This is a genomic window from Novosphingobium meiothermophilum (assembly GCF_003171715.1).
Taxonomy (GTDB): domain Bacteria; phylum Pseudomonadota; class Alphaproteobacteria; order Sphingomonadales; family Sphingomonadaceae; genus Novosphingobium; species Novosphingobium meiothermophilum.
This window is the reverse complement of record NZ_QGHL01000007.1, coordinates 728,269-742,249: the sequence shown is the minus strand read 5'-3', so window position 1 is coordinate 742,249 and position 13,981 is coordinate 728,269. Positions and strand designations below refer to the sequence as shown.

The following is a 13,981-nucleotide window of genomic DNA, read 5'->3' as shown; positions in this document are numbered from 1 at the left end:
TGGGCACTTGCGGCAATCATGCTAGACCCGGCCAGCCGATTGCAAGCGCCTTGGGATCAAATGCAGGTGCCGGAAGGCATGTTGCACTGCAAACGCGGCTTGCCTGCCAAGGTTCCAGCAGATAGGAGCCGCGCCAGACCCAAGGCGCGGCTGTGCCGCCGTATTGCAGGGAGCAAACCATGACCGCGATCATCGACATTCATGCGCGTGAAATCCTCGACAGCCGTGGCAACCCCACGGTCGAAGTCGATGTCCTGCTTGAGGATGGCAGCTTCGGCCGCGCAGCCGTTCCTTCCGGGGCATCGACCGGCGCGCACGAAGCAGTCGAACTGCGCGATGGCGACAAGGCGCGCTATCTTGGCAAGGGCGTGACCAAGGCGGTCACAGCGGTCAATTCCGATATTGCCGAATGCATCCTCGGCATGGACGCCGAAGACCAGCGCGACATCGATCTTGCCATGATCGAACTGGACGGCACCGAGAACAAGAGCCGGCTTGGCGCCAATGCCATTCTCGGCACCAGCCTCGCGGTGGCCAAGGCCGCGGCGGATGCGCGCGGCCTGCCGCTCTACAGCTACGTCGGCGGCGTTGCCGCGCATGTTCTTCCGGTCCCGATGATGAACATCATCAACGGCGGCGAACATGCCGACAACCCGATCGATTTTCAGGAGTTCATGATCATGCCGGTCGGCGCGCCTTCGCTGGCCGAGGCCGTGCGCTGGGGTGCGGAAGTGTTCCACACGCTCAAGAAAGGCCTGAAGGACAAGGGCCTTGCCACCGCCGTCGGCGATGAAGGCGGCTTTGCGCCCAATCTTGCCAGCACGCGCGATGCGCTCGATTTCATCATGGCTTCGGTCGAAAAGGCCGGATTCAAGCCGGGCACCGACATCCAGCTTGCGCTTGATTGCGCGGCCACCGAGTTCTTCCGCGATGGCAAGTATGAGATCAGCGGCGAAGGGCTTTCGCTTTCGCCCGAAGCCATGGCGGATTACCTTGCGGCGCTGTGCGATGCTTACCCGATCGTCTCGATCGAGGATGGCATGGGTGAGGATGACTTTGAAGGCTGGGCTGCGCTTACCTCCAAGATCGGCAAGCGCGTGCAGCTTGTGGGTGACGACCTGTTCGTGACCAACCCGCGCCGCCTTGAAATGGGCATTGGCAAGGGGCTGGCCAATTCGCTGCTGGTCAAGGTCAACCAGATCGGATCGCTGACCGAAACGCTCGAAGCCGTATCGATCGCGCAGCGCAATGGCTACACTGCGGTCATGTCGCATCGTTCCGGCGAGACCGAGGATGCCACCATTGCCGATCTGGCTGTCGCCACCAACTGCGGCCAGATCAAGACCGGCTCGCTCGCCCGTTCGGACCGGCTTGCCAAGTATAACCAGCTCATCCGCATCGAGGAGGAACTGGGCGTTTCGGCCCGTTATGCGGGTGCGGCCGCGTTCGGACGCCTCAGCGCCTGAGGCTGGAAGCGAACATACGGATCAAAGGGGCGGAATGCTGCGGCACCGCCCCTTTCCCGATGATGCTCGTCTAGGCGATGCGCTTGGCGGGAAGGTCGATCTGTTCGTCGCTGCGCATGTCGGCAGCAACGTCTGAGAAGTAGGTGACCATCTTCTCGTAGCCTTCGCTCGACAGGCGCACGAAAACGCGGCGGGCATCGGCATTGTCGTTCTCCCGAACGATCAGGCCCTTGTCTTCCAGAACCGTCAGCCAGCGCAGGGCCGTGGTTGCCGGGACGGCCGCGCCGATGCAGGCGCTTGTTACCGGCAGGCGCTTGCGTTCCTTTGCGGCAATGAACAGGTCGAGCAGGATGTCCCATGCCGGTTCGCCGAACAGGGCAGGGTCGTTGAAAATCTCGCCGCGCTTGCGCCTGTCACGATAGGTTGCGCGCGCCACTTCGGCCCAGACCGGACTGTCCTTGATATTGCGCGCGGACGGATGATCCTCCTCCGCTCCGTCCTCGTTGTTCAGCTCAAGTTCGTGTGCGATCGCCAGAAGTTCATTCGCCGCGGCAATCAGCCGCCGAGCCTTGGCCTTGAGTTGATCGGTGCCCATCCTGCTGCCACTCCCGATGCGAAACTGCCCTTGGACGGCGCCAGCCGCCAACTCTCCAAGGGATCGGGCAAGTCCGGGATTGGGGCCATTCGGTGAAGCACTAAGGAAAATTGCTTAGTCAGCTCAGATTGCCCGAAAAAATATAATAGAAACGGCGATATGGTTCTTTTTCGGAGTGACCGAAGCAGGATGATTCCGCCGTTCTGGAACAGTTTCATTGCCATGTTGTGGTTCGACCTGGCTGGAAGGGCTGCCGGAACGCAGTCCGGCAACTGGTGATCTCAACCGTCAAGTCATGCTCTCTTCCCAAGGCTGTCTGCCTCTGCCAGCTTGCACGGAGGGAGAGAGGACCATGGCGGATTTTCCGACGCGACCGGACGAGGTCGATCCTGCATGGCTTGAGGCGCAACTGGCGGGCGCCGGATTGCTGGATGATGCGCGCATTGCCGATCTTTCGTGGCAATCCATCGGCACCGGGCAGGTGGGCGACACGGTGCGGTTCACGCTCAGCTACAATGGCGCGCCGCCCCGTGCGCCGGCAACCGTTGCGGCCAAGTTTCCCTCAAGCGATGCCACCAGCCGCCAGACCGCAGCGGCATTCTCGCTCTATCGCAAGGAGGTGCTGTTCTACCGCGAAATGGCCCGGCACATCGCCATGCGCGTGCCGCAGGTCCACGCTGCGCTGCTGGATGACAACGGGTGCGATTTCATCCTCCTGTTCGAGGATCTGGGGCCTTGCTCTGCTGGCAACCAGCTTTCCGGATGCACGCTTTCGGATGCCGAAGAGGCGATCCGGCAGGCAGCTGCGCTGCACGCGCCAAGCCTCGATCATCCGGCGCTCGATGCCGCTTGGCTCCAGCCCGATCCTCAGGCGCAGGCCAGCCTGCGCATGCTCTATCCGCAGGCGCAGGCCATCTTCCGCGAACGCTATGCCGATACTCTGGCGCCAGAGCTCATGGCGGTATGCGAGGCGCTGAACGACAATCTCGCTCTGTGGTTCGATCGCCAGCACACCCGGCGCAGCCTGCTTCACGGGGATTTCCGCCTCGACAACATGCTTTTCGGCATTCGCGGTGGGGCCGAGCCGATAGCCCTCGTCGACTGGCAGACCTGTGCGACTGGCTGCGGTCTTACCGATGTAGGCTATTTTCTGGGTTGCGGCATCGGTTCGGCGCTGCGACGTCCGAACGAGGCTGCGCTGCTTGATCTCTACTGCGCGGAAATGACCCGCCGGGGCGTACCGCTGACGTGCGAAGAGATCTTCGACGATTACCGCATCGGGGCGCTGCACGGCGTTGCAACGGCCGTGTTCAGCGCGGCCTTTGTCGTGCGCACCGAGCGCGGCGATGCCAATTTCCTTTCGATGGCGCGCGGGGCCTGCGAACTGGCGCGCGAACATGACAGCATCGGCGCTCTCAAGCGCCGGATGGAGCCTGCCTCATGCTGACGCGCGGCGATGATTTTCCCCTTCACCAGACACCCGAACCGGTTGCCTATGCCGGCACCGATCGCAACTTCTACGACCGGTATTTCTTCAACGGCTACGCCCCCGATGGTTCGGGCTTCTTTGCCGTGGCACTGGGCATCTATCCGCACCTGAACGTGGCGGATGCCCACTTCGCGTGCATCAGGGACGGTATCCAATACAATCTTCACGCCTCGCGCGAGCTGAACATGGAGCGGCTCGATCTGACGGTGGGGCCGATCAGCATCGAGGTTGTGGAGCCGCTGAAGGTTCTGCGGGTGCGGGTAAACGGCGAAGGGCTGGCAGCCGACATCACCTTTACCGGGCGGGCATTTCCGATCGAGGAGCCGCGCTTCACCTATCGTATCGGTCCGCGCACTTTCATGGACTATACCCGGATGACGCAAAACGGGCGCTATGCGGGCTGGATCGAGGTCGATGGCAAGCGGATAGAGCTGGCGCCCGGCATGGTTGGAACGCGCGATCGCAGCTGGGGCGTGCGGCCGGTTGGCGCGCCCGATGCCCAGCCGCACGGACACGGCGTGGTCAGCAGCTTCTTCTGGCAATGGACGCCGGTGAACCTGCCTTCACGCAGCCTTTTCTTCCACATCAATGCCGATCGGCACGGCGCGCCCTGGAACACGCGCGCAGTCATCGCGCCGGACGGGGCAGGGCACAACGGCTTTCATGAAACGCCCTCGGCGGTGATGCACGCACAGCTTGCGCCGGGAACGCGCTGGCCTTCGGGCGGGACGCTGACGATCCAGGGGCCGGATGGCGCACTGACGCTGACTTTCGAGCCATTGCAGCGCTTCCAGATGCGTGGACTGGGCTATACCAGCCCCAGATGGGGTCACGGTCTCTATCATGGTCCCCTTGCGGTAGAGCGCGAAGACTTTGCGATCGAGGAACTAGACCCGATGGCGGCGACGATGGAGAACCTCCACGTGCAGATCATCTCGCGCGTCACCACCAGCGAAGGCGAGGTGGGGATAGGCGGCTTCGAGCAACTGGTGATCGGTCCCTACGCGCCCATGGGGCTTACGGAGTACCTCGACGCAGGCTGAGGGCGGGCAGGCGAGCGGGCTGCTTGCCCGCTCGTCAGGCCCAGCGTTCGCGCAGGGCCAGCAGGGCCAGCGCAGCCTTGGCCGCTTCGCCGCCCTTGTCCTTCTGCTTGGGGTCGGCGCGGACAAGCGCCTGCGCTTCGTTTTCGACCGTCAGGATGCCGTTGCCGATGGCAAGGCCATCCATGGTGAGCGCCATGATTCCGCGCGCGCTTTCCCCGGCCACGATCTCGAAGTGGTAGGTTTCACCGCGGATCACCACGCCGATGGCGACATAGCCATCATAGTCGCCCGAACCATCAGCCAGCGCGATCGCGCCGGGGATTTCCAGCGCGCCGGGCACCGTCAGCACCTCAACTTCGTGCCCGGCCTGCTTCAGGGCTGCCTTCGCTCCGGCCACAAGCATGTCGTTGAGGTGGTCATAGAAGCGGGCTTCGACGATCAGGAACTTGGCCATGGAAATGATGTCCTCAAGCAGGAAAAGCGTTACGGCAAGGCGCGCTGGCGCGGCGCCGTGTTCGCGCGCCTCTTAGAGGCAAGTCGGAGAAATTGCCATTCCCAAAGGCCACGCGCGCAACGAGCAGGGGCTTCGCGCGGCCAAGCCCAGCGCGTGCGGGCTCGGCGCCTCGGCACTGACGGGGCTGGCAACGAAATGACAGATGCGGGAAGCGATTCGGTGAGAAGAGCGCGCAATTTTGCCTTCTGATTCGGCAATTTCACATCATGATGATCCTTGCTTGCGCTTCAAGCACACGAGACTGTCTCATTCCTGAGCGCAGATCGCGGTTATTTGGTTACAGGCGCTTCTTCATTCCCCTACGGAATGCCACATTTTTAATTATGCGGTTGACAAAGATTCCGTCCCGATATGTCCTGTGCATCAGGCCACCCGCGGTAAATGATGGGGGCCGCTGGAGAGAGAGGTCTGAGCTATGAGGGGTAAGCTTTCCCTGCTGGCCGGCGTATGTGTCGCCGCTGTTTCGTCGCCTGTATTTGCCCAGAATGCACCGCAATCTTCCGAAGACGGTTTTGGCGTCGAGGAAATCATCGTTACCGCCCAGCGTCAGGCTCAAAGGCTTCAGGATGTTCCCATCGCGGTAAGCGCGTTCAGCCCCGAAGCACTCGACAAGCAGCAGATCCGCAACACTCTCGACCTGCAGCTTTCGCTGCCCAACATCACCTTCACCAAGACCAACTTCACCTCGTCGAGCTTCACGATCCGCGGCATTGGCGATCTGTGCGTTGGCGTAAGCTGCGATCAGGCAACCGCCATCCACATCAACTCCTCGCCGCTCTTTGCCACCCGTCTGTTCGAGGGTGAGTTCTACGATCTGGCGCAGGTGCAGGTGCTGCGCGGCCCGCAGGGCACGCTGTTCGGCCGTAACGCAACTTCGGGCGTGGTCGATCTGAATACGGCAAAGCCCGATCTTTCGGCTTTCGGCGCATCGGGTGATGCGGAATATGCCAACTACAATTCCGTGCGCCTGCGCGGCATGGTCAACCTGCCGCTGACCGATACGCTGGGTGTGCGCGTCGCCGGTTTCTATCTCAACCGCGATGGGTACACCAAAAACCTGTTCGACAATTCACGGATCGATGACCGCAACATGTACAGCATCCGCGGGTCGCTGCGGTTCGAGCCGGGCACCGGCACGACCATCGACCTGATGGCGCAGTATTTCCACGAGCGCGACAGCCGCATGCGTATCCAGAAGCAGCTTTGCCAGCGCGATCCGACGGGTGTGCTGGGCTGTCTCAACTCGCGCCTGACGAACGAGACCACCAATGGCAACTCGACGCTCGCCTCGATCCTGCCCTCGCGCGAGTTCTTCGCCATCCGCGGCCTGCCTTCTGCCTTTGCACTTCCGAGCATCTACGGGACCGATACCTATGCCGGTGTCGTCAATCCGGCCGATCCGCGCGTTGTCAACACCGATACCCGGCCGTCCTATTTTGCCGAGGAACTGATCGTCGTCGGTTCGTGGGATCAGGAACTGGGTGGTGGCCTCAGCCTCAAGCTGACCGGCAACTATCAGGATGTGAAGATCGATTCGAGCCAGGACTACAACAACTCGGTGCAGAGCCGCGCGCTGATCCAGCCCACGCTCAATAACCTTGCCGCTGCGCAGGCCGGGCTGCTTGGCCCCGCGCTTCAGCAGTATCTTGGCCCCGTTGCCTCGGCGCTCATGCCCAATGGTCCGGCAGGCGTGATCTGCACGTCCGCGCCTGATGAAACCGGCCGCGGCGTGTATGGCGGAAACAAGGTCTGCGGGATGACCCCGCTGGACTTCGACCGTTCCAATCAGGATAACCGCAGCTGGTCGGCTGAAGCCATCCTGAGTTCGGATTGGGACGGCAAGTTCAACTTCCTGCTGGGTGGCATCTACAGCAAGTTCACGCTTTCCGAGAACAGCTATTACGTCAACGCCTTCGGTCTTGATTACTTCTCTGGCGTCGTTGGTGCGTTCAGTGCCCTCGGAGCAGGTGCGCCGCCGTCCTACCTGGCAACGCCGTTCTTCCGCAACAACACCGATCAGCTCGACGTGAAGAGCTACGGCTTCTTCGGTGAAGCCTATTACAAGTTCGACGACCGCGTGAAGCTGACCTTGGGCCTGCGCTACAACAATGACGACAAGCGCATCCGGGCGCGCACCACGCTGTTCAACTGGCTCACGCCGCATGGTACGGCCAATGCGTATAACTCGCCGTTCTTCGGCACTTTTGATGCGGATCTCAGCCAGGCTGGCAACCAGCCGTTCCAGAACCGCAGGGCCAGCTTCCAGGAAATCACTGGCCGTGCCGTGCTCGATTTCCAGATCACGCCTGATAATCTTGTCTATCTGTCCTACTCGCGCGGCTACAAGTCGGGCGGCATCAACCCGCCGCTTTCGCCGATCTTCACCGTGCCCGAAACCTTCAATCCTGAGTTCATCGACGCCTTCGAAATCGGGTCGAAGAACCAGTTCGGTGCGCTGACGCTCAACCTCACTGGCTTCTACTACAAGTACAAGGGCCTCCAGCTCTCGCGCATCGTTGCCCGCACCTCGGTCAACGATAACGTGAACGCCAACATCTGGGGCCTTGAAGCCGAAGCCGTCATGCGTCCGGTTCGCGGCATGATGGTCAACATCTCGGCCAGCTACCTGAACACCAAGGTCTCGCAGGACAAGTTCCTTGCCAATCCGCGCGACTTTGGCGGCGGGCGCGCCGATGCCGTCATCATCAAGGACATCACGAACGCCGCAAACTGCGCCGTCGCCTCTACCAGCGGCAGCGTGGCGGGGGTGAATGCCTTCGTGAACACGGTGAACCAGCAGATCAACGCCGGTCTCATCCCCGGAGTGGTGGGCGGGGCCAACCTGCAGCCGACCACCTCGTTCGGCGCCAACAGCGGCATTGCATCAACCGGCGCGTTCAGCATCTGCGACGCGCTGGTGGGGGTTGCGGCAGCCACGGGCGGCGGCGCTCCGTTCGGCGGGGTTCAGGTCTTCACGTCAGGTATCCCGGTGAACATCAAGGGCAATCAGCTCCCCGGCGCGCCGAACTACAAGGTGGCAGGCGGTGCTGAATATGCCATTCCGCTGGGCGACCTGAAGCTGACGCCGCGTGCCGACTTCATCCTGACGGGAACGTCCACTGGCAGCATCTTCAACGGCAACGTGAACCGCATTCCCAGCTACACGCAGGTCAATGCGCAGATTCAGCTCGACGGTCCGGATTCCAAGTGGTTTGTGCGCGGTTTCGTTCAGAACCTCGCCAATTCCAACCCGATCACCGGCCTTTACGTGACCGACCAGTCATCGGGCAATTTCACCAACATCTTCACGCTGGAACCGCGCCGCTATGGCGTGGCAGCGGGCTTCAAGTTCTGATCCTGCATATTTCGACGTCAACCAGACGCGAAACACCTGACGCCGGAGCCCTTGTGGCTCCGGCGCTTTTTTGTGCCGATGGCACCCGGCAAGGTCAGTCGAATGCAGCCTGCGGCACGCCGCTACCGTCATAGACCGGCTGTTTGGCCACGACCCTATACTTGTCCACTTCGGCGCCGGTCATCCCCGCTTCGGCAAGATAGCCTGCCATGGCCCGATAGAGCGGTCCGGCCAGATGTTCGGCCAGATCTGCCACGCTTTCCCATTCCTCGAACACCCAGATCCGGTCCGGCTTCAGCGGATCGGCATTCCACACGTAGTGAATGCAGCCGCGCTCTTCATAGGTGGGCCGAATGAACTGCGCCCCGCCGCGCACGATCTGCGCCGCATCCTTGCCCGCGAAATCAATCCAGCCCCAGAGTGTCACCCGCTCCATGTCCGCGTGTCCTTTCTTTTCCGGTTTCGTTTCCGGGGATGCTAGACGCGGCGCAGGGCGACGCGGAATTGGCCTTTGCATCAGGTCCGGGTGATATACCGGGCGCGATAGGAAGCGAAAGCATCGCGCACTTCGGCTTCATTCAGGCCGAAGCGGTCAAGCGAATAGTCGTGCATCGGGCGCTGCTCGCGCTTGTTGCCGGCCATGAACTCGGCAAGCGCGGACTCGATCTTGTCGTCGATCGCAATGCCGATATGGGCCAGCACGCGCGTGGCCTGCTTCAGCGGCTCCTTCGCCACTTCGCGGTAATCGATGTCGATAAACCGTTCTTCGCCGATGCGCGCGCGGGCCTCCTCGAAGCGCTGCATCCATTCGGCCAGGCGCGGGAACCAGAAAGCGCCAACCGCTTCATCGGAATGGACCGAGTTCAGCTTGTAGAGCGCCGCTTCCATGCTGACGTAGCTGGGCACAACCTCCAGCGGATCACGATGGGTCATCACCAGCACTGCATCGGGAAAGGCATTGGCGATCACATCGGTATAGGGCAGGTTCTGAGGGCTTTTCAGAATCCATTTCCTGCCCCGCCGCGAAGGATCCTGCCACTGGAGATACTTCAGGATCGTCTTGAGGTCGGCATAGCCCTTTGACTGGTCATAGCTGTTGAGCCACTTCGCAAAGGAAGGGACGAATGTCATCGCCTCGACCATGGTGGTAATGAAAAGCTGGCCGAGGATGATGATTTCCTCGTCGGGCGCATCGGGATCGAGCGGGTGGATCGATGCAAGTTCCGGCGAGAGATTGAGCCAGCCCTCGATCATGGCCTGCGCATAGGCACGGCGAGCCTTGGGATTGCCCGGCTCGTCGCCGGGCAGGGGGGCATAGTTCTGCGCCTCATACCAGCGGATCGCGGTCATCCCCGGCGCGGAGGCAAGCAGGCGGTGGAAGATGGTGCTGCCAGTGCGCGGCAGGCCGAGGATGATCGCGGCGACCTCGACCTCTTCGTCAAGGATTTCGGGATGACGCTTGATGTCCTCGACCATGCGCAGCCGACTGGCGAGGCCCTTGAGGATGGCTTCGGTCTGTCCGGCAAAACCGGACTCGGTGAGCTTGCCCTCGGCATTGGCGGCCATGATGTAGCGGTCCATCGGTTCAAGGAACCACGTATCTCCGAAGTCCGACAGCCCCGTGCGTTCGCGCGCGGCGGCAAGCAGGGTTTCACGGTCGAAGAGCGGCGCATCTGCGGCCGCAGCGGGTATCGTTGCCATAGGGTCCAGCCTCTCGCACGGGAAATTGCCATCTTGCGTAAAATAATATGACGAAATGTCCGCAAGTGGCAGTCTTTTGTCACCGTGATAGGTGGCATGCAAATGAAAATCGGCGGAATGAATGCGGATATAGGGCCTGGCGGCGCCAGCCTATGGCTCCCTTTGTCGCATGGTGGTGACACATCGCGTCGGTCGCACCCGCCCATCCGTGTGGGGGGGCGGTGGACGAAGGGAAGATTGTCTCGGCTCAATCAATCTGCGGGTTATTCGTAATTTATGGTTGCATTGAATACGCAAATCGTCAATTGATAAGCCCATAGACTTTCGATATTGGCGATTTCGAATCTGTGGAAGCGGGCAATTTCCGCACCGAAACGGGATGGGAGAGTAGCGGCGGTGCAGGGCGCAGATCATATTGACCTGTCGGGGCAGGTGGCCATCGTCACCGGCGGCACGCGGGGGCTCGGGCGGCATATCGCCGCCGCGCTGGCCCGTTCGGGTGCGCAGGTTACGGTCTGTGGCCGCACTGCACCCGACAGTCTGCCCGAAGGTGTCGTGTTTCAGGCCGCCGACATCCGCGACGCCGATCAGGCAAGGGCACTGGTCGATGCCGTGGTGGCGACGCACGGGCGACTGGACATTCTGGTGAACAACGCGGGCGGATCGCCGCAGGCGGCTGCGGCCACGGCAAGTCCCCGCTTTTTCGATTCGATCCTGAAGCTGAACCTTCACGCCGCGATGTACATGGCGCAGGCCGCCTTTGCGCACATGCAGCCGCGTGGTGCGGGCAGCATTGTCAACATCGCCAGCGTTTCGGCCATTCGTCCATCGCCGATGACAGCGGCCTATGGTGCGGCCAAAGCGGGCCTCCTCAGCCTTACGCAGAGCCTGGCGCAGGAATGGGGCCCGGACGGCGTGCGCGTGAACGCCATCATCGCCGGACTGATGCAGACCGAGAACGCCGAGGCGACCTATGGCGATGCCGAGGCGCAGGCGGCGGTTGGTCGGTCCATGCCGCTTCAGCGCATGGGCACGGGCGATGACATCGCGGGTGCGGTGCTCTGGCTGTGTTCTGGCCTTGCGTCATGGGTCAGCGGCGCGCGCATCAATGTCGATGGCGGCGGTGAACGTCCGTATTTCCTCGATCTGGTGAAAGGATAAGCGCCATGTCCATCAAGGCACTGGGCTATGTGGTAGTGGAAACGGCACAGCCCGACGAATGGGACCGGTTCCTGACACAGTTCGTTGGCGTGATGCGAGTGGACGACGCGGCCGATGGCGCGGCGCTCTATCGTGTGGATGACCGCGTTTTCCGCTTCCGCATCGAGCCGGGCAAGCGTGAATGGTTCGTTGCGGCGGGATATGAAGTGGCGGACCGCGCCACGCTTGACGCGCTGGCGGCAAGGATCGCGGCGGCAGGTCGTCCGGTCGAGTGGGCAAGCGATGCGGAAGCTGCCGGGCGCGGGGCCGAAGCCATGCTGCGCACCAGCGATCCGGCGGGCAACGGGCTGGAACTATACTGCGGTGATGCCCGCACCGTTGTGCCGTTCGTCTCGCCCATTGGCGTGCCGGGCTTTGTCACCGGCGAGATGGGCATGGGCCATGCGGTGTTCTCCGCCCCCAATTTCGACGAGACTATTGCCTTCCACTGCGAGGTTCTGGGCTTCGGCCAGACCGACATGCCGCGCTTCCATCTGTTTGGTCCCGATGGCCCTTCGATGGGCTTTGCCTTCCTTCATGCGGCCAATGGACGGCATCATTCGATCGCGTTCGGCGAAGGCCCGATCCCGCCTTCGGGCGCAGTCCACATCATGCTGGAACTGCCCAACCTGATCGAGGTGGGCAAGGCGCACGACCGGATGAAGCGCCTTGGCTACCCTGAAAGCGCAACGCTGGGCCGGCATGTCAATGACGAGACCACCGGCTTTTATGTGCAGACGCCTTCGGGCTTCGATCTGGAAATCGGCTGCGACAGTCTGGTGATCGATCCGGCCACCTGGGAAACAACCCGCCACGAGGCGATCAGCGTGTGGGGGCATGAGTGGGCCTGGCAGAAGGCCCTCAAGGATCAGCAGGCGCAGGAACAGCAGGCGCAGGAACAGGGAGCTGAGGCGTGAGCCTTTCTGGCAGAACTTTGGACAAGCGGATGAGCGCGGCCGAGATCGTCGCGCAGTTGTCCGACGGCATGACCATCGGGATTGGCGGCTGGGGCCCCCGGCGCAAGCCGATGGCGCTGGTGCGCGAGATCCTGCGATCGGACCTCAAGGATCTTACCGTGGTCGCCTATGGCGGCGCGGACGTGGGAATGCTCTGCGCGGCAGGCAAGGTGAAGAAGCTGGTCTTCGCCTTTGTCAGCCTTGATGCCATTCCGCTGGAGCCGTGGTTCAGGAAGGCCCGCGAAAGCGGCGTCCTGGAAGTGCTGGAACTGGACGAAGGCATGTTCCAGTGGGGACTGAAGGCGGCCGCATTTGGCCTGCCCTTCCTGCCGACGCGCGTCGGCCTTGGCACCGATCTTGCCGAACTGGGCAGGCTGAAAACCGTTCAGTCACCCTATGCCGATGGCGAAACGCTGATCGCCATGCCCGCGCTGAAGCTGGACGCAGCGCTCATCCATGTGAACCGCAGCGACTGGCGCGGGAACGTGCAGGTTTTCGGGCCGGACGTCTATTATGACGAGTGGTTCGCCAAGGCCGCCGCGAGGACTTACGTCTCTTGCGAGGAACTGGTTGACCGGATGGAAGACCATTACCCCGAAAGCGCGCAGGCGAACCTGTTCGAGCGCTGCTTTGTTTCGGGTGTGGTCGAGATGCCTTGCGGTGCGCACCCCAGTTCGATGCCCCCGCACTATGGCTGGGACATGAAGGCATTCAAGGCTTACGCCGATGCCGCGCGAGATCCGGGGGAATGGGGCGCCGTTGCCGATCGCTTCGTGGCCGCATCCGAAGCAGCCTATCTTCAATCCATTGGCGGAAAGGAGGCGGTAGCGGCTCTTGCGCTGCCGATTTTCTGATGAGCGACATTTCTCTTGTTGATCTGTGCGTGGTCGCCTGTTCCGAAGCTTTCCGCGACAACGGCGAGATCGTCGCGACTGGTGTCGGTCCGGTGCCGCGCCTTGCCGCGGGGCTGGCCAAGCTCACGCATACGCCCGAACTGATGATGACCGATGGCGAAGCCTATCTGGTGGAACAGCCCGTTCCGCTGGGGCCACGCGCCTATGATGCGCGCAAGCCTGCCGGATACCTGCCATTTTCCCGCTTTTTCGACAGCGCGGTATGGTCTGGGCGCCGTCATGCGATGGTAACGCCGACGCAGCTAGACCGCTTCGGCCAGATCAACCTGTCCTACATGGGCGGCAGCTACGACAAGCCGAAGACGCAGATGCTGGGGGTGCGCGGCTTTCCGGGCAACACGATCTATCACCCCAACTCCTTCTTCTTTCCTGCACATGGCCCGCGCGTTTTCGTCCCGCAGGTCGATATGATTTCGGGCGTTGGCTACAATCCGGCCAAGCGCATTGCAGGCGGCAACTTTTCGGGCGTTGATCTGCGCCGGATCGTGACGAACCTGTGCGTGATGGACTTTGGCGGTCCCGATCACCGCATCCGCGTGATCTCGCTGCATCCCGGTGTGACCTTCGAAGACGTGCAGGCCGCAACCGGGTTCGAGCTGTGCCGGGCCGATGAGCTGGCCGAGACGCGCTTGCCCACGGCCGAAGAGCTGGCAGTAATCGCCAGCCTCGATCCGCACAACATTCGCGCCAGTGTCATCAAGGACAATCCGCCCGCCAAGCGCGCTGCGGCATAAGGGAGAGAGGGGCG

General features: G+C 62.1%; 12 protein-coding genes. 8 read left to right on the top strand and 4 right to left on the bottom strand.

Annotation, left to right across the window (positions count from 1 at the left end; genetic code table 11):
* Positions 1-179 precede the first annotated feature (179 nt).
* Positions 180-1,466: a phosphopyruvate hydratase gene (gene eno, locus DKM43_RS07540; RefSeq protein WP_109797802.1), complete on the top strand. Its 1,287-nt coding sequence runs from the start codon at positions 180-182 to the stop codon at positions 1,464-1,466.
* Positions 1,467-1,536: 70 nt separating this feature from the next.
* Here the strand turns inward: eno and DKM43_RS07535 are convergent, their stop codons facing one another.
* Positions 1,537-2,061 carry a helix-turn-helix domain-containing protein gene (locus DKM43_RS07535; RefSeq protein ID WP_109797801.1) on the bottom strand — a complete coding sequence of 175 codons (525 nt, stop codon included), beginning with the start codon at positions 2,059-2,061 and terminating at the stop codon, positions 1,537-1,539.
* A gap of 352 nt (positions 2,062-2,413) precedes the next feature.
* Here DKM43_RS07535 and DKM43_RS07530 point away from each other — a divergent pair, with 352 nt between their 5' ends.
* Together DKM43_RS07530 and DKM43_RS07525 are read left to right on the top strand one after the other, a co-directional pair.
* A complete protein-coding gene (locus DKM43_RS07530) occupies positions 2,414-3,508 on the top strand; it encodes a phosphotransferase family protein (RefSeq protein ID WP_109797800.1) in 1,095 nt (364 codons plus the stop codon).
* Entirely contained in the window at positions 3,502-4,593 is a 1,092-nt protein-coding gene (locus DKM43_RS07525; protein ID WP_109797799.1) for a hypothetical protein, read from the top strand. The genes DKM43_RS07530 and DKM43_RS07525 overlap by 7 nt, the downstream gene beginning before the upstream one ends.
* A gap of 34 nt (positions 4,594-4,627) precedes the next feature.
* Here the strand turns inward: DKM43_RS07525 and ribH are convergent, their stop codons facing one another.
* Complete coding sequence (ribH, locus tag DKM43_RS07520) at positions 4,628-5,047, bottom strand: 6,7-dimethyl-8-ribityllumazine synthase (protein ID WP_109797798.1); 420 nt, start codon at positions 5,045-5,047, stop codon at positions 4,628-4,630.
* A gap of 475 nt (positions 5,048-5,522) precedes the next feature.
* Here ribH and DKM43_RS07515 point away from each other — a divergent pair, with 475 nt between their 5' ends.
* The gene (locus DKM43_RS07515) at positions 5,523-8,462 is read left to right on the top strand and encodes a TonB-dependent receptor (protein WP_109797797.1); all 2,940 of its coding nucleotides are present in this window, start codon (positions 5,523-5,525) and stop codon (positions 8,460-8,462) included.
* 94 nt (positions 8,463-8,556) lie between these two features.
* Here the strand turns inward: DKM43_RS07515 and DKM43_RS07510 are convergent, their stop codons facing one another.
* Positions 8,557-8,898, bottom strand: a complete 342-nt coding sequence (locus DKM43_RS07510; protein ID WP_161554049.1) for a putative quinol monooxygenase — start codon at positions 8,896-8,898, stop codon at positions 8,557-8,559.
* A gap of 80 nt (positions 8,899-8,978) precedes the next feature.
* A complete protein-coding gene (locus tag DKM43_RS07505; protein WP_109797795.1) occupies positions 8,979-10,163 on the bottom strand; it encodes a sulfotransferase family protein in 1,185 nt (394 codons plus the stop codon).
* 396 nt (positions 10,164-10,559) lie between these two features.
* Between DKM43_RS07505 and DKM43_RS07500 the strand changes: the two genes are divergently transcribed.
* Genes DKM43_RS07500 through DKM43_RS07485 form a run of 4 tightly spaced genes read left to right on the top strand, consistent with a single transcriptional unit; the run spans position 10,560 to position 13,967 of the window.
* Positions 10,560-11,324, top strand: a complete 765-nt coding sequence (locus DKM43_RS07500) for an SDR family oxidoreductase (RefSeq protein ID WP_109797794.1) — start codon at positions 10,560-10,562, stop codon at positions 11,322-11,324.
* A 5-nt stretch (positions 11,325-11,329) separates the two neighbouring features.
* On the top strand, positions 11,330-12,280 hold the full coding sequence (locus tag DKM43_RS07495) for a VOC family protein (protein WP_109797793.1): 951 nt from the start codon (positions 11,330-11,332) through the stop codon (positions 12,278-12,280).
* Positions 12,277-13,173 (top strand): CoA transferase subunit A, encoded by an 897-nt coding sequence (locus tag DKM43_RS07490; RefSeq protein WP_236632437.1) that lies wholly within the window; start codon positions 12,277-12,279, stop codon positions 13,171-13,173. Before DKM43_RS07495 ends, DKM43_RS07490 begins: the two co-directional genes overlap by 4 nt.
* Positions 13,173-13,967, top strand: a complete 795-nt coding sequence (locus DKM43_RS07485; RefSeq protein ID WP_109797791.1) for a CoA-transferase subunit beta — start codon at positions 13,173-13,175, stop codon at positions 13,965-13,967. The genes DKM43_RS07490 and DKM43_RS07485 overlap by 1 nt, the downstream gene beginning before the upstream one ends.
* The last annotated feature ends 14 nt before the right edge of the window (positions 13,968-13,981 follow it).

Coding starts and splice junctions, on each gene's coding strand:
- DKM43_RS07505 (WP_109797795.1), bottom strand. CDS start 10,163: ATGGCAACGATACCCGCTGCGGCCGCAGATGCGCCGCTCTTCGACCGT.
- DKM43_RS07510 (WP_161554049.1), bottom strand. CDS start 8,898: ATGGAGCGGGTGACACTCTGGGGCTGGATTGATTTCGCGGGCAAGGAT.
- DKM43_RS07495 (WP_109797793.1), top strand. CDS start 11,330: ATGTCCATCAAGGCACTGGGCTATGTGGTAGTGGAAACGGCACAGCCC.
- ribH (WP_109797798.1), bottom strand. CDS start 5,047: ATGGCCAAGTTCCTGATCGTCGAAGCCCGCTTCTATGACCACCTCAAC.
- DKM43_RS07535 (WP_109797801.1), bottom strand. CDS start 2,061: ATGGGCACCGATCAACTCAAGGCCAAGGCTCGGCGGCTGATTGCCGCG.
- DKM43_RS07515 (WP_109797797.1), top strand. CDS start 5,523: ATGAGGGGTAAGCTTTCCCTGCTGGCCGGCGTATGTGTCGCCGCTGTT.
- DKM43_RS07525 (WP_109797799.1), top strand. CDS start 3,502: ATGCTGACGCGCGGCGATGATTTTCCCCTTCACCAGACACCCGAACCG.
- DKM43_RS07530 (WP_109797800.1), top strand. CDS start 2,414: ATGGCGGATTTTCCGACGCGACCGGACGAGGTCGATCCTGCATGGCTT.
- DKM43_RS07485 (WP_109797791.1), top strand. CDS start 13,173: ATGAGCGACATTTCTCTTGTTGATCTGTGCGTGGTCGCCTGTTCCGAA.
- eno (WP_109797802.1), top strand. CDS start 180: ATGACCGCGATCATCGACATTCATGCGCGTGAAATCCTCGACAGCCGT.